General features: G+C 42.8%; 12 protein-coding genes and 1 pseudogene. 3 read left to right on the forward strand and 10 right to left on the reverse strand.

The window, feature by feature from the left end; translation table 11 throughout:
• Positions 1-24 precede the first annotated feature (24 nt).
• The 10 genes and pseudogenes from G4Y78_RS16455 to G4Y78_RS16495 form a co-directional block, all read right to left on the reverse strand.
• The gene (locus tag G4Y78_RS16455) at positions 25-1,344 is read right to left on the reverse strand and encodes a sensor histidine kinase (RefSeq protein ID WP_163834058.1); all 1,320 of its coding nucleotides are present in this window, start codon (positions 1,342-1,344) and stop codon (positions 25-27) included.
• A gap of 124 nt (positions 1,345-1,468) precedes the next feature.
• A complete protein-coding gene (locus tag G4Y78_RS16460) occupies positions 1,469-2,938 on the reverse strand; it encodes a sigma-54 dependent transcriptional regulator (protein WP_163834059.1) in 1,470 nt (489 codons plus the stop codon).
• Between the two features lie 325 nt (positions 2,939-3,263).
• Positions 3,264-3,575, reverse strand: a complete 312-nt coding sequence (locus G4Y78_RS16465; RefSeq protein WP_163834060.1) for a hypothetical protein — start codon at positions 3,573-3,575, stop codon at positions 3,264-3,266.
• Positions 3,576-3,686: 111 nt separating this feature from the next.
• A complete protein-coding gene (fliS, locus tag G4Y78_RS16470) occupies positions 3,687-4,094 on the reverse strand; it encodes a flagellar export chaperone FliS (protein ID WP_163834061.1) in 408 nt (135 codons plus the stop codon).
• Between the two features lie 22 nt (positions 4,095-4,116).
• Positions 4,117-6,114: a flagellar filament capping protein FliD gene (gene fliD / locus G4Y78_RS16475; RefSeq protein WP_163834062.1), complete on the reverse strand. Its 1,998-nt coding sequence runs from the start codon at positions 6,112-6,114 to the stop codon at positions 4,117-4,119.
• A 166-nt stretch (positions 6,115-6,280) separates the two neighbouring features.
• Positions 6,281-6,715 (reverse strand): flagellar protein FlaG, encoded by a 435-nt coding sequence (locus tag G4Y78_RS16480; RefSeq protein WP_163834063.1) that lies wholly within the window; start codon positions 6,713-6,715, stop codon positions 6,281-6,283.
• 95 nt (positions 6,716-6,810) lie between these two features.
• Entirely contained in the window at positions 6,811-8,865 is a 2,055-nt protein-coding gene (locus G4Y78_RS16485) for a flagellin N-terminal helical domain-containing protein (protein WP_163834064.1), read from the reverse strand.
• Between the two features lie 317 nt (positions 8,866-9,182).
• Entirely contained in the window at positions 9,183-10,742 is a 1,560-nt protein-coding gene (locus tag G4Y78_RS31550) for a flagellin (protein WP_408022099.1), read from the reverse strand.
• A gap of 72 nt (positions 10,743-10,814) precedes the next feature.
• Positions 10,815-11,231: pseudogene (locus G4Y78_RS31730) on the reverse strand (flagellin N-terminal helical domain-containing protein); the annotation flags it as partial.
• A 281-nt stretch (positions 11,232-11,512) separates the two neighbouring features.
• On the reverse strand, positions 11,513-13,588 hold the full coding sequence (locus G4Y78_RS16495; RefSeq protein WP_163834066.1) for a flagellin N-terminal helical domain-containing protein: 2,076 nt from the start codon (positions 13,586-13,588) through the stop codon (positions 11,513-11,515).
• Positions 13,589-14,530: 942 nt separating this feature from the next.
• Between G4Y78_RS16495 and G4Y78_RS16500 the strand changes: the two genes are divergently transcribed.
• From G4Y78_RS16500 to G4Y78_RS16510, 3 genes are all read left to right on the forward strand, one after another.
• Positions 14,531-16,684 carry a flagellin N-terminal helical domain-containing protein gene (locus tag G4Y78_RS16500; RefSeq protein WP_163834067.1) on the forward strand — a complete coding sequence of 718 codons (2,154 nt, stop codon included), beginning with the start codon at positions 14,531-14,533 and terminating at the stop codon, positions 16,682-16,684.
• 82 nt (positions 16,685-16,766) lie between these two features.
• Positions 16,767-18,518, forward strand: coding sequence for a tetratricopeptide repeat protein (locus G4Y78_RS16505; RefSeq protein ID WP_163834068.1), 1,752 nt, complete (start codon positions 16,767-16,769; stop codon positions 18,516-18,518).
• On the forward strand, positions 18,515-19,705 hold the full coding sequence (locus G4Y78_RS16510; RefSeq protein WP_163834069.1) for a DegT/DnrJ/EryC1/StrS family aminotransferase: 1,191 nt from the start codon (positions 18,515-18,517) through the stop codon (positions 19,703-19,705). The genes G4Y78_RS16505 and G4Y78_RS16510 overlap by 4 nt, the downstream gene beginning before the upstream one ends.
• Positions 19,706-19,710 lie beyond the last annotated feature (5 nt).

Here is a 19,710-nt window from a genome sequence, read left to right on the forward strand (position 1 = left end):
TTATCACCTTTGCCAATATTCTTCTTATACATTGACTATTTTTTCCGGCAAATCGGGTGTTACGAGTGATGGGTTAGTCAACGGAATACTGATTTGTGCACAAGTGCCTTGCCCTGGAATTGAGTGCAGCTGAAAGTCGCCTTGATGGGCTCTTACTACTGCTTGTACAACGGCTAAGCCTAATCCAGTCCCCTGCGATTTATTGGTAAAAAAAGGCTCTTTTGCCTGCTTTATTTGTGCTGGCGTCATACCTGGCCCATTATCTTTAATGGCAATAATTAAATAACTGCCAGCAACTCTGGCTGTAACCCACAAATAAATTGGCTGCTGGGTTGCTGCTTCCACTGCATTAGTCATTAAATTCAGGCAAGCACCCACCAGAGCATCTTGATTACATTGCAAAATCGCCTGATGATAATCTTGTGTTTGCCTGGCTATTTTTTTAAGCGGCTTTTTATTAGTTAAACAATGCCATTCAATAGTTGCTCGTTGAAAAACAGCGACACCATCCACCGCATGTTGCAAGTTTTGAAACAATTCAGCCACCGACAGCTGATTCGTCATGGGCAGTTCACCTCGGGCAAATACCAACATATCTCTCACTTGCCGATCCAAATGACTGAGTCTGGCCATTAATTTTTCAGCAAACTTGGTTTGTTGAGCCACAGGTAATGAACCTTTCATTAAATGCCCCGCATAGAGCATAGCAGCGGATAATGGGGTGCGAATTTGGTGGGCTAACGATGCCACCATTTTACCTAGTGCCGATAAACGTTGATGATGGCTTAAGGCTTGCTGCAAGCGTCGTGTTTCAGTCAAATCATTGAGCAAAATAATCTGTCCTGGCTCTGACGCTAAGGAGCGGGTCGCAATACTTACTCGACGCCCGTCTTTTAATGAAATTTCATGGCCATCATCATCACGAGGAGCAAAACATCGAATGATCAAATTACGCCACACTTCTCCCAGTAATGGTTCACCTAATAAATCAACTGCCGCCTGATTACATTCCACCACAATCCCTTGGGCATCAATCACAACGACTCCTGCCGGTAAAATATGTAACAAGCTTTTCAATCGCTGAGATAAACGCGCTTTTTCAGTGATTTCCTGTTGATACTGAATTTTAGTGGCTGATAATTGATGGGCCAAACAAGCCACTTTATTGGCAAGGATTTGGTTATCCAAGGTAAATGTTGAACAGTCCGAGGCTAAATAGCCATCGGTTACCTCTTCATTAGCTATCAGTTGCGTCAACTCATCTGTGGTTAACTCATCTGGCAACAGGGCTTGGCTAGTATTAGGCTGCGGCTCAGCCGTGAGCGTTTTTATATAATTCGACATCGGTAAGCTCCCTGAAGACACTCTGTGGTGCCAATTCATTGGACTTACCCTGTCTTAGCAATATCAATGCCCAATTATTTTTATCAATGAGATCAGTAAGTTAGGTAATTAATGTGAACTGGAGTCAATTCCCTGACATGGACTCACGGCGCTGTAAGCCGTATTTGCGCATCTTTTCTACCAGGGTAGTACGACGAATATGCAACCGCTCTGCAGCACGTGCCACTACTCCATTGCTATCATCCAGCGCTTGCTTAATTAAGTTTTTTTCCAGGTTGGTGAGGTAGTCTTTTAAATCCAAACCATTGACGGGAAGTAAAGCAGGCGTATCCAACCCCACTAACCCGACTTTTTCCATTTGCGGCGGAAACATATCTACCACATCTTTATTATTTTCGTCATGCTCATCAATATGCCGATATTTCTTGGGTAACTCCTGCACTCCAATTACCCCATAAGGATGCATGATCGCTAGTCGCTCAACTAAATTGGCCAGCTCGCGGACATTGCCATGCCACTCATGACGGCACAACGACATTATGGCTGCTGAGTTAAACCGGATTGAGCCCCGCTTTTCATTTTCCATCCGGGCAATTAACTCATTCAACAACAGTGGTATATCTTCCACTCGCTCACGCAGGGGCGGCATATCGATGGGAAACACATTTAACCGATAATATAAGTCTTCACGAAAACCACCGTCATGAATCATCTCTTCAAGGTTTTTATGGGTAGCCGCAATAATGCGTACATCGGTGGTAATGGTTTTATTACCGCCTACCCGCTCAAAATACCTCTCTTGTAACACCCGCAGAATTTTCACTTGCATATGCAACGGCATATCACCAATTTCATCCAGAAATAGCGTCCCCCCCTGCGCTAGTTCAAACCGGCCGATACGGGTAGAAATGGCGCCAGTAAATGCGCCTTTTTCATGACCAAATAATTCACTTTCCAGTAACTCACCAGGAATAGCCCCACAATTCACTGGCACAAATGGTCCATTACGGCGGTGGGAGTTATAATGCAGGTTGCGTGCAACTACTTCTTTGCCAGTACCCGATTCACCCGTTATCAGTACACTGACATCTTTATCAGCCACTTGTGCCATCATTTCCCGCACCTGCTTTACTGTTCGACTGGTGCCCACCAGGCTACGAAACAGCTGTATTTCCCGTTGCTGATTACGGCCATGATGACGGCTAAGCTGATACTGTTCATGAAACACTTGAGAGCGATGGAGGCTATCCAATAATTTGTTGTAGCTAGGAGGAAAGTCAATAGCTGCAATGACTTGTCGTTTCAAGTCAGGATCACAGGCTTCAGAGAGCTGTTGGTCGCCGATCAGTAATACCGCTATTCCACCGTACCATTTCTGCACCTCAGCAATCATCGACTCCAGGGGGCTGCAGCAATCACCCAGTAAAACCCCCGTGATACCTTCCGGGTTGACCTCCTGTTCTTTTAACACCTGAAGCCACTGATTGGAATCCAGCGCAATAAAGTCCTCTCCTAGAAAATCCAGGATGACTTCCATATCGTGCCGACGATTAGCATTATCATCTATTAGCAAGACTTTAATTTCTCGCCACATACCCACTTCCGCTCGACTTTAATTTTATTGCAGAAAACATCAAACTTGCTTGCCACACCCCTTGATCAGCTCACTGCCAGATGACCAAGCAATGTTTACCTCAGTAAAGTCAGTAATGTGAGATTGGTCAAATTTATGACAGGCATTCCCGCTAGAGTGACATGATTCACATTTATAATCGATTTAATGGGTTTGTGCTAGCAACCTTCATCTAATTGACACATAACGAAGATCATTTCTTGACGGCTGCACAGTGAGGACGATGATGGAAAGCAATTAGTTATTTGATAGAGAAAAACAAGGAGGAGAAAGACTAAAGTAGCTGTTAATTTTGTATTTTTTGGTAAGTTGTTACTCCTGCAATACCTTTTTGACATTGCCGCAACTGATTAGCTAGTTGCTGTCTGTGTTGCTCGTACTGGTCAATTGCTAATTGATAGCCATTATGCAATTGGTTAAGAGCAGTGATCACTTCTGCTGGCTGGGGCACCTGAATTGACAGCTGAGACAAAGCCTCACGACATTGCTGATCAAAAGCGATGAACTGTTCCCAGTCTTGTTCATTAACAATTGTATGCAACTGTTCACTCAGTTGGGTCAACTGTGATACAGAAGGTAATGGGTTATTTTTTTTCATCGTAAAATAAAAGCTATCTGGGTTATTGATTGAAAGTTAACCTCAATAAAAAAAACATTAAATATGCTGCACTGGCAATATCCTCTATTACAAAATAGTAATATTGAGCAGTTACTCTACTGGTGTTGGTTGCACCACTTGCTCACGAATACCATCCCAACCAGTTTTTACTTCACGCAATAAACCAATCACTTCCTCCACAACTTCCGGGCTATTCGTCGCATTGGCTTCAAATAAACGAAACTCCATATACTCATAAAGATTAAATAGGTTTTCAGCCACTTCACCGCCCTGCTCTTTATTGATGAAGCTTCTCAACCCACCAATAATTTCAACTGCTTTATTTAAAAAACGATTTTTTTCTTCAATTTCTTTACGCTCAATATGCCCTTTAGCAATGAGCAAACGTTCTAATGCCCCATCAATTAATAATTGAATTAATTTATGTGGGTCAGCATCGACAATACCGGTCTCCCGATTCACTGCCTGATATTGCTTCAGTTGATTATATGCATTCATCGATCACCTCGTTATTTGGTTATTAGTCACTCTTACTACCTGCTACTAATGCATCCAATTGGGATTTAATAAAGTCCTGGGTATTTTTTAGCTTAGCAATTTGAATATCAGCAGCCGTAAATTGCGTTTCCAGCTGTTTTCTGAACGCATCAACCCGCTCATCTAATTTGACTCTTTCTTCGGCAATATCATCCAAACTTTCAGTCAACGAATTCGTTTTAGTGGTAATGGCCCCATCTGAAGCTAAAAAGCTCGTGACTTTATCAATTAACTGATCAGCCACACCGGATATAAAGGTAATAGTGCCCCTATCTCCAGTGGTGGTACCACTGACCTCGAGGCGAATACCTTCAGAATCATCCCCTACTGCCGCCGTTAACACTTTGCCAGAACCGGTAGCGGCTTTACCATTAATAGTGCCTTCCACGTTAACGCCCGCTGTACCGGTTCCGACCACCAATCCCAACTGAGCAGCAGTGTTGGTATCAACTTGTGTAATTTCGACAGTAGAAGAGGTGCCAAAGGCATCGGAAGTAATAACTAGTTGATTAGAGCCATCGACAGAAACTGAAACCGACTTACCCGCATTAATTAAATTATTATCAGCATTAATTTTACTTTGTATTTCCGCTGCTAATTCAGCAGGTGTATAACTACCTGCTGCTAAGGTTAATTCTGCGGTTTCAGTACCATCAATTTTAATTTTAAGAGTATCGTTATTGCCATCAATAGTGGTAGAACCGCCCAAGGCCACCGTACCATTCAAATTTCCCTGGGTGGCAGCAGTAGTAATATTAATAGCATAAGTCCCTTTTTGAGTAGCGTTGGTATTGGATAAAAATTTCACCTGGTTATCGGTGGTACGTCCCTGACTAGCAAATAAACCTACCAAATCATTGGGAGACTCTGCCAACTTCGCTTTAAAAGTTGTGCTATTAAAAATTAACGTCCCACCATCATTGGAACCCGCAGAGGCAGACACCTGGGTACTAATGCCAATATCTGCCAGGCTTCTTACATTGGCACTTTCCAACCCCTCCACCACCCCGCTAAGAATTTCACGGGCCTGAGCTGTAATGCTGCGCAAGGTGGAATCACCAATCAGCACCCCAGCTTCCAAGGTATCTGGGTTAAAGGCTGTCAATTCATTGACCAGGGTTTGGTAAGCGTTGAATTTATCGACAAACTCCTGAACTCGGTCAGCGATAGTATCGTCATCTCGTGCCACTGATAAATTAGCGGCAGCCCCAGCATTGGTACCAGTTAAATTTAATGTAACCCCTTCAATAGCATCAGAAACGGTATTGGAAGAACGGGTAATACTGATGCCATTAATTTTTAAATTGGCATCTTTTGCTTGGACTGTTTCAGTTAAATTATTGGTAGTACCATTAAACACCAATTGAGATAAACCATTGGTATCAGTGTTATTCGCATCATCGTCAGTTACATTAATGGTAATCGCATTCTCAGTTCCACTTTTAGTGGCATTAAATACCAACTGAAAACCCGAGCCAGTATCCAGTACACTGGCCGACACATCGAGCCCCGTTTCTGCATTCACTGCATCACGAATGCCTTCCAAGGTATTATTTGTATTATCGATAGTGATGTTTTTGGTAGTACTACCTACTGTAATACTGAGTGTGCCGGTACCAATAGTATCAGTTTTATTAGTAAATACACTGGAAGCCAGGGAATGAGCTTGAGCTAACTGGGTAACTTCAATGGAAAATTGACCAAGTGGCGCATCAGCAGAGGCTGTCGCTGAAAATGCCGAAGCGGAGGTTGAGGCTTTAACCGCTAACACATCAGCCATGGAATCTAATGAGCGGGAAGCTAGCCGTAAATCGACCAAAGCACTTTGAACTCGCCCAATTTCTGATAGTTGGGTATTAAGCGTGCTTTCCCGGCTGGTTAAACGCTTATCGGCAGGCTCTTTTTCAACTGCCACCAGTTTATCAATCAAGTCACTGGTTAAAACACCCGACCCAATACCAATAGAAGAAATACCTGCCATGGCTGCTACCTGTTAAGCACAAATTGTTTAAGTACAAACTTATTCAGCATAGTTATTTAAGCGGCAATCAGCGGCAAAACTTTACCGCTCTTATCAAGCTATTTGTAATAAGCCTATAAGCATGCTGCTAACACCTTGCTATTTGCCTTAATCAGCAACGAATGCTTTAAGCCTGTATATTTAGCAAGTGAATATCATCTTCAGCATTCAAGCTTTGCGCCAACTTTAATGCTAATTCATCAGGTATCTGTCTGACGACCTCTTCTGAATGCCTATCGACTACCGTGATTACTGTTTGGCCTGAAGTATCATCCATATCAAAGCGAAGATCCCGCTGTTGCGCCTGAACAAATTCATTCAGTTTGGTAACAGCCTGCTCAACTTGCAGCCGTTGTTGTTGCTGTGTGCGGAGCTCCTTTGCCTCACCCACCTTGGTATTGGTAGATAGTTCCTGCTTGGAGTCAGCTCCCTGCACATTGGTAACTTCCGGTATTTTGCTCACTTCCTTTGTACCAGCAACTACTTCGGGGGGCAGTGAATGTGGCTTTGTTGATACTGCCTCCATTTTCAAGGTAGGCGATGTCAGATCAACCTCTTTCATATCTCACCTCATCACCTCACAAACACCAATACCGACACTGGATAACCAGTGTCGGCCCGCACCTAAGTTAAATCTATTACTTTAGTGATATGTCACTACTGTAACAGAGATAAAACTTGCTGCGGCCTGGCATTAGCCTGAGCCAGTATTGAAATACCAGCTTGTTGTAATACCTGAGCCCGTGAAAGCTCAGCTGTTTCTGCTGCAAAATCCGCATCCTTAACCCGAGAATTTGCCACAGATAAATTTTCACTGTTAATGGTTAAATTGCTAATTGCTGACTGGAATCTGTTTTGAATAGCCCCAAGTGTACCTTGCTGCTTTGCTACCTGCTGCAACGCATTATCAACAGCAGTGATAGCCTTATTTGCACCAGCGACTGTTGAAATATCCACATTTTTTATTAACTGCCCATCCTCTGAACTAGCATAAATACCAGTCGACAACCCTGCTTTATTAATGCCGTTAGATGCATTGTTGGTAGTTAGAGTAATTTTTCCTGCTGAAGATAATTCAAAACCACCAACGTTAGTAGTAACAATACCAGCAGCAAAACCAAAATCAGCTTGGTTAGCACCTGCAGCCAGCACGATGTTTCTGCCATCTGCTGCAACAAGTTTAAAGGAATCCTCAAAAACCTCAGCACTTACGCCAGTTTCACCTGACCTTAAATTAATCGCATCTACTACCAATTGTTGCACTTCAGATACACTATCAGCCGCTGATTTACTCAAATCAATGGTACTACCATTAACCACAATACTACCAGTTTGTGCTGCATCACCTGTTATTGTCCCACCAAATACCGAATTTTCGAGCACTTTAGCAGTAACCCCAGTTTCATCAGATAACCGGTTAATGGCAGCAACTTTGGCAATAGCACTACCACTGGCACTGGCTGTTGATGCCGTATCATCTGTCGATAATGATGGGCCTACTGCTATACCATTTATAACTAGATCACCTGTAGTAAGGGCTGCTGTCGTATTATCACGACTGACGATGACACTGTTGCCACCGCTGAATGTGCCTGCTTGTAGTCCAGCATTCACTAATCCATCACTATTCGTTGTACTGAGAGTAATATCACTGCCATCATCAGAAATTAAATTAAAGGTTCCTGTATAAGTACCTGCAGCACTTATACCTACAGCGGCAGCAATACCATTAGCACTATCAGCAAAAACAATATTTCGGCCATCATCTGCGACTAAAGTTATACCTGTATCCACACTACCTGTATTTACAGCTCTTACACCGGTTTGTGCTGACTTTTGGTTAATGGCATTTACCACTGCTTCACGGTTAGTATCGGCATCAAGGTTAGTGTCAGAAGAAACTGAAATGCTAACACCATTGATAGTCAGTTGATCACCTGCTGCTACTGTTCCATTCGTTGCTGCAACACCGGTGTAACCGACTTCATTAGCATTTACTGTCGCCGTAACACCTGTTTGATCAGCAACTTTATTTATAGCTGCTGCTTTAGCAATGGCACTCATTTCCTTACTTGCAGTAGATAGGGCATCATCACTTCCCAGGCTTGAGCCAACAGCAATACCATTAATTATCAAGTCCCCACCATTTAAAGCAGAGCTTGTAGCGGTACGTTGGGAGGAAACCCCATCTGTTGCAGCACTTCCCATTTTATCGGTAGTTGCCCCATTAATATTGACGCTAATTGCTTCCCCTACATTTGCCCCAGTTTGAAATCTCGCAGCAGTAAAAGAGCCATCAATTAATTTCTGGCCATTAAAAGCCGTTTTTTCTGCTACAGACTGTATTTCAGCAACTAACTGATTAACCTCATCGTTTAATGCCTCTCTATCAATATCAGTATTAGTGGCATTAGCTGACTGGACTGCCAACTCACGAATCCGCTGTAAATTCGAACTTATCGATGCTAAGGCTCCCTCGGCGGTCTGAGCTAGTGAAATGGCATCATTTGCGTTACGTATTGCCACTGATGTACCTCTAATTTGTGTATCAAATCGAGTCGATATGGCTAAACCGGCAGCATCATCAGCTGCTCCGTTAATTCTCAAACCAGATGACAGCCGCTGTAACGCCTGACCTTGAGCCGCTTGAGAGTTATTTAAATTTCGCTGAGCAATGAGGGAAGCAATATTGGTGTTGATGATCTGAGGCATGCTGTGTTCTCCTTATTAACCTCTAACAAATCCAGGTCAGAGGGCCTACGCGATGTCTCAGCTTGAAACTGAAGTGTCGCGGCTAACCTTCCTGTTTTGGTTAGCGGCAATAAAGAGAAAAAGTTTTAGATGTTTTCGTGATCAAAAACATCATTAATATTAATTACCTTAAATCACTAAAATTTATATTTGCTTCTCAATGACTTACAGCGCTCTCGCTCTAACTTGCCTCCTCTCTTTAAATTAAACGCCCTTTTCTTTATGGCTAAAACCGGGCTTGGTTAACAAGCCCGGTGTTTTTATTACCGTATTTATTATTACTGAAGGAGTGACAACACCTGCTGAGGTCTCGCATTGGCTTGTGCCAATACTGAGATACCAGCTTGTTGTAGTACCTGTGCCCTTGATAGTTCAGCCGTTTCAGCTGCGAAGTCCGCATCTCTAATCCGTGAGTTAGCTGCTGATAGGTTCTCACTACTGATCGATAAGTTATTGATGGTAGATAAGAACCGGTTTTGTACCGCACCGAGTTCTGCTTGCTGGGCCGAAATTTGAGCTAGAGCATTTTCCACAGAGATTATGGCTTCATTGGCTCCTACGACAGTTGACACATCTATATCCTTGACCAATTGGCCATCTTCTCCTCCACCAAAGGTACCGATCTGTAAGCCAGCACTAACAATGTTACCTGTATTCGTCGAAAGCTCAAATTTACCTGCTGAGATTAGCGAAATTGAACTTTGAGTGGTTGCAACTGCAAAGCCAGAGTTACCTGCCGTAATCCCTGTCAATGAAGTTACATCAATGTTACGGCCATCATCAGCAATTAGCCTAAACTGAGTTGCTCCAAAGGCTTCTGCCCTTACGCCAGTTTGTCCAGAGGCATTATTAACCGCTGTGACAATGATATTTTGAATATCACTTATAGAGTCAGTGTCTGAGTAGGAGATACTAATGCTCGTACCATTGATTGTCGCCGCACCACTCTCAGCAGTACCAGCTGTAATGGCTGCACTCACTACAAATGTTGCATTAGCTGTTGCAGTTACCCCAGTTTGATCACTGACTAAGTTGATAGCCGCAGCCTTGGCAATCGCACTAGCATTATTTTGAACACTGGATGCTGTATCAAATGACGCCTGAGTAGGACCAACTGCAATTCCGTTGATCACTAGATCACCTGTCACGAAGGCATTTGCATCAACCACATCGCCTACCGCGCCACCATTAACACCACTAAAAGTACCAACCTCAAAACCCGCATTATCAATATTGCCAGTCGTTGTATCCAAGGTAAAATCGGAGCCATCGCGGGAGATGAGAGAATAAGTTCCAATATACGTAGTGCCTGGAGCAGCTCCTCCTGTAGCTAACCCAACCGCGTTAGTTGTAACAGAGCCATCAACTAATACTATGTTTCGGCCATCTTCGGCATCCAGAGTTATTCCAGTAGTTGCGTTACCATCAAAAGATGCAACAACCCCTGTTTGACCAGACTTTTCGTTAATAGAGTTCACCACACTTTGCAAATTAGCCTGTTCAGTTAGGTTTTGATCCACAGCAACTTCGATCGTCACACCATTGATTAACACATTGCCATTTTTATCACCAGCAGCTGACGTAAATGCTGTGCCAAGCACAGTTGTACCGTCAACAGTAGCAATAATTCCTGATTGATCAGATACTTTATTTACTGCTGCAGCCTTAGCAATAGCACTTTGCTCCTGATCCACCGTTGAAAACTTATCATCTACCCCTGAAGAAGCTCCAACTGCAATACCATTAATCACCAAGTCACCTGCCGCTAATGCATTGGCGGCAATGCGATTAGAAGAAAATCCTGCTTCTAGTGCACTCCCCAAACTTTCTGTAGTCACCTTTGAAACAGTTACATCAATCGTGTCTCCAAGGTTCGCACCAGTTTGAAAACGAGTATCAGTAAAAGAGCCATCAAGTAGTTTTTTACCATTAAAGTTGGTTTTTTCTGCCACATTCTGGATTTCAGTAATTAGTTGCTGAACTTCTTCATTGAGGGCATTACGGTCAATATCGGTGTTACTGCCGTTAGCTGATTGTAAGGCCAGCTCACGAATCCGCTGCAAGTTGGAAGTAATAGAGGCTAAGGCACCTTCTGCAGTTTGGGCTAAAGAAATACCATCATTGGAATTTCGAATAGCGACAGACGTACCACGAATTTGTGATTCAAAACGGCTTGAAATGGCTAAGCCGGCTGCATCATCCCTGGCACTGTTAATTCTCAAACCTGAAGATAACCGCTGTAAGGCACGGTCAGTTGCAGCTTGAGAAGAGTCTAAGTTCCGCTGCGCATTCAGCGAAGCAATATTGGTATTAATTATCTGGGGCATGCTTGATCTCCCGTTACATCACCAATCACTTGGTTATGGTCAGAGGGTCGGCGCGACGTCCCAGCGACTTAGCTGAATGGATCGCGACTCACCTGTCTGATTGGGTTAACGGCGATCAATGTGATTTCTTTAACAAAAAATACAAAATTACTTCATATTTTTTGATAACAAAACGTCATATATAGTTAATGACTGAGTGTAGAAGGTGTTGCGTATGAGCGATCAGAGTCCATCAAAGGGGGGGAGCCTTTTTGCTGTAGCCTCTGAGGGAATGGATTAATTTATTCTGCTGATTGCAATAACTCTAATACTTGCTGCGGTCTGGCATTGGCCTGTGCTAATACTGAAATACCCGCCTGTTGTAATACCAGTGCCTTGGATAAATTAGCCGTTTCGGCGGCAAAATCTGCATCACGAATTCTGGATAATGCGGTTGTTTGAGTCTCATTAAAAATGGATAAATTATCTATGGCTGATTGAAATCGGTTTTGTAAGGCACCTAACCGGGATTGCTGGAGGGCAATTTGATCGAGGGCATTATCAACTGCTGTTATTGCATCGTTAGCCCCTGTACTGGTGGTTAAATCAATATCTTTGACTAACTGCCCAGATAGTACATTGCCAAAGTTACCGACTCTAAAACCAGAGCTGCCAATATTGCCAGTATTCGTAGTTAACGCAATTTTTCCTGCTGACAATAATAATATGGGAGCTGCTTGCGCACTATTAAAAAATACTGTTGCTGCGCCAAACCCTGCTTCAGCAATATTGGCAGATTCATTTTCCAAAATAATATTTCGACCATCTTTTGCAACAAGTCGAAACGAAGTATCAAAGGTTTCAGCCTTTACCCCTGTAGCACCTTCATTATTATTAACAGCCGTAATAACGTTGTTAACAATAGTGCTGGCACTATCTCCGGCATTAAACGAGATATTAATTGTTACCCCATTAATTTCAATGGACTCGTTTCGAGTATTACCCGTGGTAATCCCACCACCATATACAATGGTGGAAAGTGCCTGGGCTGTTACGCCGGTTTGACTACTTACTGTATTAATCGCTGCCGCTTTCGCAATAGCACTCCCTGCATTGGTACTAGAGGATGCCGTATCAGCACTGGCTAAAGATTGCCCCACAGCAATGCCATTAATCACTAAATCCCCAACATTTAAAGTACTATTTACCAAACGTTGACTGATTGCACCACTGTTGCCACCACTAAAAGTGCCTACATTCAGGCCAAAAATATTATTGCCAATTTCTGAGCGGCCAAAATCAATGGTGAATTCTGTACCATTAGTTGAAATCAAACTATAAGTACCGACATACGTCGTTGCCGCCCCTGCTTGCCCTACCCCCACTGCCGCCGATAAACCTGAACCATTATCATCATACTCAATATTCCGGCCATCACTGGCGTTCAAAGTTATACCGGTGGTGGTGTTACCAGTATCAATAGCAGTAACTCCAGTTTGACCACTAACATTATTAATCGCAGTGACGACACCAGCACGATTCACATCAGCAGTTAATGCATTATTGGTAGACACTGTAATGGACACGCCATTAATGTTGATAGCACCATTAACTGTGGCATTGGTTGCGACTCCACCGGTATAGCCGACAGTATTCGCATTGACCGTGGCAGTGACGTTGGTTTGGCTGGATACTTTATTAATTGCAGCAGCTTTTGCAATTGCACTGGCATCTTTAGACACACTGGACAGGTTATCATCCACGGCGCTAGAGGCCCCCACTGAAAATCCATTAATCAATAAATCGCCGGCTAAAGAAGCGGAAACTATACCCGGTCTCGTAGAAGAAATGCCATCGGTTAACGCACTGCCAAGGCTATCAGTTGTGGTTTTTACAATATTTAACGGTATGGTTTCACCAATATCCGGGCCTGTTTGAAATAACGTGGTGGTAAATGAGCCATCCAATAATTTTTTACCATTGAAATCAGTATTAACAGCAACACTCTGAATTTCAGCAATTAATTGTTTAGCTTCTTCATTTAATGCACCTCGATCCAATTCAGTGTTACTCGTGTTTGCCGACTGTAATGCCAGCTCGCGAATGCGTTGAAGGTTTTCAGTAATTGAGCCAAGTGCACCTTCGGCAGTTTGAGAAAGGGAAATGCCATTGTTGGCATTTTGAATTGCAACGGATGTACTGCGAATTTTGCTATCAAAACGAATGGCGATGGCAAAGCCCGCCGCATCATCCTTGGCACCATTAACCCGTAACCCGGAAGATAACCGTTCCAAAGCGGTACTTTGTAAACGGTCAGCACGATCCAAATTGCGCTGTGCAATCAACGACGCAATATTGGTGTTTATAACCTGCACCATAAGTCACCCCTGATCATCCTGCCCTGCTGATCGAGAGGCTTTACCCAATACTCTTCGCGAATCGCTCTTAGGCTTTGTTATCTTCGCTGACCACCATGGACGGTGGGAATGCAGTTTAAGCAGGAGCATTTAACTGCCTTCACCCCAGTCACTTAGTTTATCTAAGCTCCTGAGGCTTCATCACTCGATGACCTCGCCTATAGAGCCCTTCGCTGTGAGTATATTATTGGGTAATTTGTGGCACACCTATATCGCCTATTAATAATGTTTACTCATTGTGAAAGAATTTTAGGGTAGGCCGTCAAACGGCGAGGCCCCAGGAGCTTATTGTAATAAGTGACTGGGGGAGAGTCGTGATGACAACACCCCCTAGAAGGCTTTCACAGTGAGTAAACAAACAAATGCGCCACCAGCCTTACTATTAAGGTTAGTGGAGCGCAATAAATCAGTAACTTAATCGTGACAGATTAAGTCACTTTTTTAATATTAAGTTTTTATTATTAGCTCGTTATTATTCTTTCTGCTTATTTCACCTGAAAGTCAGTTTATTTACAGCCTTTTAACGTCTTAGAGATTAGAAAAATTAATGTTTTTTTACATTTTTTCGCTATTAAAAACACTTTTTTTAGCGGCAATTTCCTGCCACCAAATAGCATTTTATTAACTACTTTTTTCAGTCTAGAATTAAACTATACCCTTGTTTTATAAGACTTATTCCGCCCAATAAGTGTACTAAATAGTCCTTTGGCATAGTCCTTGTTAAACCATTATTGAGTCAATTATTGTCCACGACGACCAGAGATTAAACCAAAGACAGTTGTTCGTTAACCCTTCCACTGGTTAACGCAACAGTCCGTTAAGGTTGAAAGATATACCCCAACTGTTGGTTTTTAGCAGGTAGCGAAAAGCTTTTCACGAAGGGTATAGACAAGGAGAGCAGTGATGCCACAAGTTATTAACACCAATATTGCTTCGCTGAATGCCCAGCGCAACTTAAATTCTTCACAATCGGCCAATGCCACTGCATTACAACGATTGTCTTCAGGTTTACGCATTAACAGTGCCAAAGATGATGCAGCAGGTCTTTCTATATCCACTCGATTTGATACCCAAGTCCGCGGTTTAAACGTAGCTATACGTAATGCCAATGACGGTGTTTCCCTTGCACAAGTAGCTGAGAGTGCATTAAGTGCGATGAAAGATAATCTATTAAGGATTCGCGATCTGGCTTTACAAGCAGCTAATGCCACTAACAGCCCAGAAGATCGTGAAGCACTCAATGCAGAAGTAGTACAACTGAAAAAAGAAATTCAACGGGTTTCAGAGCAAACTAACTACAACGGTACACAACTGTTAGATGGTACTTTTACTGAAGTTACCTTTCAGATTGGTGCCAATGAAGGTGAAAATATCGCTTTCAATATTGAAGGAGCACGAGTAGATGCTTTAGGCGCATCCCCAGAAGTAGGAGTTAGTGCTAGAGGAACGAACTTTGGAATTGCTCAAGGGGATTTATTAATTAATGGTGTACCAATTCCCAGCTCTAAATCTACTGCTGACACAGCCTCTCTCACAAACAAAAGTGCCAGCGCTATCTCCAAAGTTGCAACCATTAATTCAAAGTCTGATGAAACTGGCGTTACCGCTAAAGTGCTCACAAACTCCGTTGAAGGTACAAATCAAGTCAATGCCACTACAGCTGGTAATGTATTTCTTAATGGCGTCACTATTGCTTTAGCCACGAATACAAACCTAACAACCGATGCCAACCGGGAAGCTGTCGTATCTGCAATTAATGCATTCTCTAAACAAACAGGTGTTGTGGCCATTAATACTGGCCAGGATGCCTCAGGTATTGTGTTAGAGGCAGAAGACGGGAGAAATATCACTTTAGTTTACGCCAACGGTGGCCCAACGCCTGCTGCAACAGGATTACCAACGGGTACCACTGCTGCTGGTGCTATTCCAACTCCAGCAGAAGAGTTGGCAGGCACCGTGTCAGGCGGATTTACCTTAATCTCTCAAGATGGCTCTGCAATAGAAATAGAGCAAGGCACTAGTGGCCAACTAAATCTTAATGTGGGGTTAGCAGAAGGAACCTACCCTGGTACAGGGGCATTCCTTTCCTCTTTAGCTGCTATTGATGGCGATACAGGTACTGCAGGAAAACAAGCTGCACCAACCCTCAACGACGGTGACATTGTCATCAATGATGTGCCTGTACCAGCTGGTAACCCACTGGACGATACTGCTTCCAGTCAGGATAAAGGCAGTAGCGCTATCACTAAAGCAGCTGCTATCAACAAAGTCAGTGAACGAACAGGGGTTACTGCTACTCCCAATCCAAATCTTGTTAACGGAAGTACGATGACGGCTGCAGCAACCAGTGGAATCCTAACCATTAATGGAGTACAAACAGCCACAATAAACACAACAACTGACTCTGAAGCTAGCCGATTTGCCGTAGTTAATGCCATCAATTCGATTTCAGGCCAAACGGGAGTTACAGCTGTTGATACAGGCAGTGATACAGGTGGAGTACAATTATTTGCTGAAGATGGTAGAAATATTACCATTACCTATCCAACAGCGGGCACGCCTTTAACACCTGCTTCAACAGGTTTAGTCAATACAGGTCTAGCCGCAGGCACTGCGGGAACTTATGAGTCATCCATTCGGCTAAATTCTTCTGCACCAATAACTTTAACAACTAACAATGCCAGTGGCCTGACCAATCATGGGTTACAGGCTGGCACTTTTGGTGGTGCAGAAACTGGGCAATTTCTACAAGATATTGATATTTCCACCGTTGAAGGAGCATTACTTGCTTTGGAATCTGTAGACCATGCCTTACAAGCAATTAACTTGCAACGGTCAAATTTAGGTGCTATTCAAAACCGCTTTGAGTCAACAGTCGCTAACCAAGCTATTGCAGCAGAAAACCTATCTGCAGCCAATTCCCGAATTAAAGATGCTGATTTCGCCGCAGAAACTGCTGAACTCGCCCGAACCCAAGTACTCCAACAGGCGGGTATTTCAATGCTGTCACAAGCGAATGCACTACCACAACAGGTGTTACAATTATTACAAGGCTAATGACGTATAATAAAATAGTCATATAAAAGGAGCATAATGCTAAACTATAATAAACGCATTAAGGGCTATTATTGAAGGGTATATGGATCATATTATTCAACATGCCGAACAGTTAGTACGTCAACAGCAGTATAATGACGCACTTGCTACTATCCAACCAGTATTATTACAACAGCCCAATAATGACAAGGCACTTAATATTGCCGCAGTTATTGCCGCATTGCAGGGCAATACTCTTGAGGCAATTGAATATTTTGCCAAGGCCATGCAGGCTAACCCTACTAACACGGATGCTATTTATAACCTTTGTGCCCTGGTGGGAAAAAAACGTAGCCTTGCTGATCAATATTTAAAACTGCTAGCTAATTCTTTATCTCAATGGATATATCCTGAGTTAAAACCTGAAACTGGTAATTTAATCAAGCTCACCTTTGATAAACTGTCATTTAATAAAGCTGAGCCTATGGAATGGCTAACAGCAGTCTTTGATAATTATGCACTACCTATCCTGCTAACAGCTACTCAACATGACCATTATGACTTAGCTTTTTTTCTGGAAGGTTATATTTATCAGCATTATGTAAAACGGGAAGAATCAGAAGCCCATTTTGAACAGGCTTTTAAGCACTGGAAAAACCAGATGCATGCAGCTGGTCAACGTTATCGAAAAACCGTTGACGAGATAATTGCCAATGAAAACTGGTCTGCGGGCAAACCACTAACAGAAAATAATTTACCTAAAATTGCCTTTATTTTACATACCAGCAGCACCCTCGCCCATGTGGAGGCACTCATTAGTTTTTTCGCTGGTCATCAGCAATTAGCCACTCCATTAATTAGCCCAATAGTGATTTCTATTGCCAACAACAACGCTGACATGGTCAGTCAATTTCGAGCGCTCAAGGTACCAATAATGGAGATTGAGGCCGAGCACCCTCAAATGCCCCGCTCTGCCCGGTATGCTTTTTTAAAGTCTTATTTATTTACCCAGGGCTATCAAACCTTGGTCTGGATAACCTCGGTACCTGAAATGTCATTTGCATTCGGCTTACGTTTAGCCAAAACCCAAATCTGGTGGACCATGAAGTTTCATGGTTTTTCACTGCCCGATATTGATGGTTATGTCTCAAGTATGCATGTGGAAGAAACCTTTGAGCTCAACGGAATCCAATGGCATGGTGGGACACTTTCATCAGCCAATTGGTTTGATGAAACCCAAACAGCCCCAGCCAAACAACTGCGAAATCAGTATCCCTACGATTGCTTATACGGCACCATCGCCCGTGAAGAAAAACTGAACGACCCGCTTTTCCTTAACTGTATTGCTGAAATTTTAATCGCCAACCCCAATGCAGGATACTTATTTACTGGTCGTGAATTAGACCCAATGATTAAGCAGGTTTTTGAGGAACAAGGTGTAGCCTCCCGTTGCCACTTTGTTGGTTGGATTAATTCTAAACTGTATTGTCAGGTCATTGATATTTTTCTTGATTCCTTCCCCTGCGGTAGTGGTTACTCATTATTAGAAAGCATGGCAGCGGCTAAACCCGTGGTGTTGTTTAACAACCCTACATACATCAGTTATTACCCAACGATTGCTGCATTAATAAAAAACTATCTTCCCTCTCATATCACGACAGAAGCCTTCTATGCATCAGTGGCAACCAATATCACTGAATATCAAGACATCGCTCTTCGCCTTGCCACTCAACAGGAAAAATATCTGCAAGCCAGTCAACTCAATGTGCAACTCATTAATGAACTATTTGCCAATCAACAACGTTGTGCAGACATTTACTGTCGTCATTTCCTAACCATCAGCCAACAAGCATGATTCCCTTTATTGACCTTCAAGCGCAACAGGCTGTCATCAAAGATAAAATTACTCAGGGCATTAATAAAGTACTAAGCCATGGTCAATATATTCTTGGTCCTGAAGTCGCTGAATTGGAGCAACAACTTGCCGATTATTGCCAAGTAAAGCACGCTATTAGTTGTGCTTCTGGCACTGATGCTCTGGTACTGGCACTCTATGCTCAACAAGTTAAGCCAGGGGATGTAATCATTACTACTCCTTTTAGCTTTATTGCTACCGCTGAAGCCATCGCCCTAGTAGGAGCTATTCCTTTGTTTTGCGATGTTAACCCAATGGACTTTAATTTAGATGAGACCCTGTTGGAACCCCTGATAAGTGATTTTTATGGCAACCAAACCCAATTACCCAGGCTATTACAACAACAGTTATCAGTTAATAGCAGAATTGCTGGTGTTATTCCCGTCGATTTATTTGGCTTGCCTTGTAATTACCAGCAAATTAATCAAATAGCCAAACAATATGACTTAATTGTTATTGCCGATGCTGCTCAAAGTTTTGGTAGCAGTATTAATAACCAAAAAGTCGGTGCTTTCGCAGACATCACAACCACTTCTTTTTTTCCTGCCAAACCTTTAGGCTGTTACGGGGATGGCGGTGCCGTTTTTACTAATCATGATGAGCTGGCGACAATTGCTCATTCAATTCGTGTTCATGGTCAAGGGGTAACGCCTTACGAACATACTCACATTGGTATTAACAGCCGTTTAGATACCTTACAAGCCGCTATTTTATTAGCCAAACTGTCAATTTTCGAGCAAGAACTGCAACAGCGGCAAACTATTGCAGCACATTACCAACAGGCTTTTCAAAAAATAGGGCTAACCACCCAGATAATTAATACAAGCCCAACTATTCTCAAACAAAGTGCTTGGGCACAGTTTACCGTACAGGCCAACAATAATAATCATCGTTCAGCTATTTGTTCTGCACTTAAAGCACAGCAAATTCCTTATAACATTTACTACCCAATACCGCTTCATTTACAACCTGCTTTTCAATATTTAGGTTACCAGCCAGGGGCTATGCCAGTAGCTGAACAGCTTTGCCACACTTTGTTCAGTATACCAATGCACCCCTATTTAGGTAAAACTACCATCAATAAAGTGATTAAAGTCATTGCATCTACTAACGATAACTATAAATAAGAGAC

Source organism: Spartinivicinus ruber (assembly GCF_011009015.1).
In the GTDB taxonomy this organism is placed as follows: Bacteria; Pseudomonadota; Gammaproteobacteria; order Pseudomonadales; family Zooshikellaceae; genus Spartinivicinus; species Spartinivicinus ruber.

Coding starts and splice junctions, on each gene's coding strand:
- G4Y78_RS16495 (WP_163834066.1), bottom strand. CDS start 13,588: ATGGTGCAGGTTATAAACACCAATATTGCGTCGTTGATTGCACAGCGC.
- fliS (WP_163834061.1), bottom strand. CDS start 4,094: ATGAATGCATATAATCAACTGAAGCAATATCAGGCAGTGAATCGGGAG.
- G4Y78_RS16485 (WP_163834064.1), bottom strand. CDS start 8,865: ATGCCTCAGATCATCAACACCAATATTGCTTCCCTCATTGCTCAGCGA.
- G4Y78_RS16510 (WP_163834069.1), top strand. CDS start 18,515: ATGATTCCCTTTATTGACCTTCAAGCGCAACAGGCTGTCATCAAAGAT.
- G4Y78_RS16460 (WP_163834059.1), bottom strand. CDS start 2,938: ATGTGGCGAGAAATTAAAGTCTTGCTAATAGATGATAATGCTAATCGT.
- G4Y78_RS16505 (WP_163834068.1), top strand. CDS start 16,767: ATGGATCATATTATTCAACATGCCGAACAGTTAGTACGTCAACAGCAG.
- fliD (WP_163834062.1), bottom strand. CDS start 6,114: ATGGCAGGTATTTCTTCTATTGGTATTGGGTCGGGTGTTTTAACCAGT.
- G4Y78_RS16455 (WP_163834058.1), bottom strand. CDS start 1,344: ATGTCGAATTATATAAAAACGCTCACGGCTGAGCCGCAGCCTAATACT.
- G4Y78_RS16465 (WP_163834060.1), bottom strand. CDS start 3,575: ATGAAAAAAAATAACCCATTACCTTCTGTATCACAGTTGACCCAACTG.
- G4Y78_RS16480 (WP_163834063.1), bottom strand. CDS start 6,715: ATGAAAGAGGTTGATCTGACATCGCCTACCTTGAAAATGGAGGCAGTA.
- G4Y78_RS16500 (WP_163834067.1), top strand. CDS start 14,531: ATGCCACAAGTTATTAACACCAATATTGCTTCGCTGAATGCCCAGCGC.